Here is an 898-nt window from a genome sequence, read left to right as displayed (position 1 = left end):
ACAAGTTTAACACAGCCTCTAAAATAAATTATTAAAAGCTTGCATTCCAAAATATATCCCAAATCCAATCAATGAAAGACCGGACAGGCAAGATATACCTACAAGTAAGCGGGGAGTTAAGAATTTACGAAAACTGCTTGATACACTTGCCATGGCAATATCCCAAATCAACAGCCCAATAAAAATCGCACAGCTGTAAAGAACTAATTGAGTCGGATTTGAGGATGCAGCTGTTTTTGCAAGGACGGACCCATAAATCCCTAACCAAAATAGAATCGTTAAGGGATTAGAAATTGACATAAGAAATCCTGAGAAGAATGATTTTATCAGTGGTTCCTTACCTCTGGATTGCTCTAAATTAATTTTTCCCGCGTTCATGAAGGTTTCTATTCCTGTATACATCAGGACAAAACAACCAAAAAACCAAAGAAACGTTTGCATAAATGCTGTTTCAAGAAACTGGACAACTCCTATATAAACTACAAGCATATACACGCCATCTGCAATAACAGCCCCGACTCCAATAAGCCACGAATTCATAAATCCATTCCTTATGCCTCTGTCAATCTGCGCTGCATTAATCGGACCAATCGGAGCAGCCAGCGATAATCCTAAAAGTATATAGCTCAAAAATACATTCATCCATATCTCTCCCTAATAAATAAGTAGAAGCCTGTCTATAATTTTTATTCAGAGAAATAGGTTTGTACCACAAAAAAATAAAACCTTCCGGTCATCGGAAGGTTTCTATACTTACTTACATTATTGCTTTTCAAATTTATTATAGACATTTAAAAGAGAATCGAGCTTCTGACTGCATTGGACTACATAAGGATTAGAGTAACCGTAACGATGAGCTAATTCAACCATTTCAACCCTTGTTTTTTCAATATTTGAT

The 898-nt window shown here is 36.1% G+C and carries 2 protein-coding genes; both read right to left on the bottom strand.

Annotated elements, in window-relative coordinates:
* Positions 1 to 18: 18 nt before the first annotated feature.
* Complete coding sequence (locus V7659_RS02815; RefSeq protein WP_283875665.1) at positions 19 to 642, bottom strand: LysE family transporter; 624 nt, start codon at positions 640 to 642, stop codon at positions 19 to 21.
* 120 nt (positions 643 to 762) lie between these two features.
* Complete coding sequence (locus V7659_RS02810) at positions 763 to 891, bottom strand: aspartyl-phosphate phosphatase Spo0E family protein (RefSeq protein ID WP_335537980.1); 129 nt, start codon at positions 889 to 891, stop codon at positions 763 to 765.
* Between the last annotated feature and the right edge of the window lie 7 nt (positions 892 to 898).

The organism is Neobacillus drentensis (genome assembly GCF_036966985.1).
GTDB classification, from domain to species: domain Bacteria; phylum Bacillota; class Bacilli; order Bacillales; family Cytobacillaceae; genus Neobacillus; species Neobacillus drentensis_E.
Note: the sequence above shows the minus strand (reverse complement) of the source record. Positions and strands in the feature narration are given on the sequence as shown.

Bases quoted from the DNA above. Each gene is read 5' to 3' on its own strand.
- V7659_RS02815 (WP_283875665.1), bottom strand. From the start codon at position 642: ATGAATGTATTTTTGAGCTATATACTTTTAGGATTATCGCTGGCTGCT.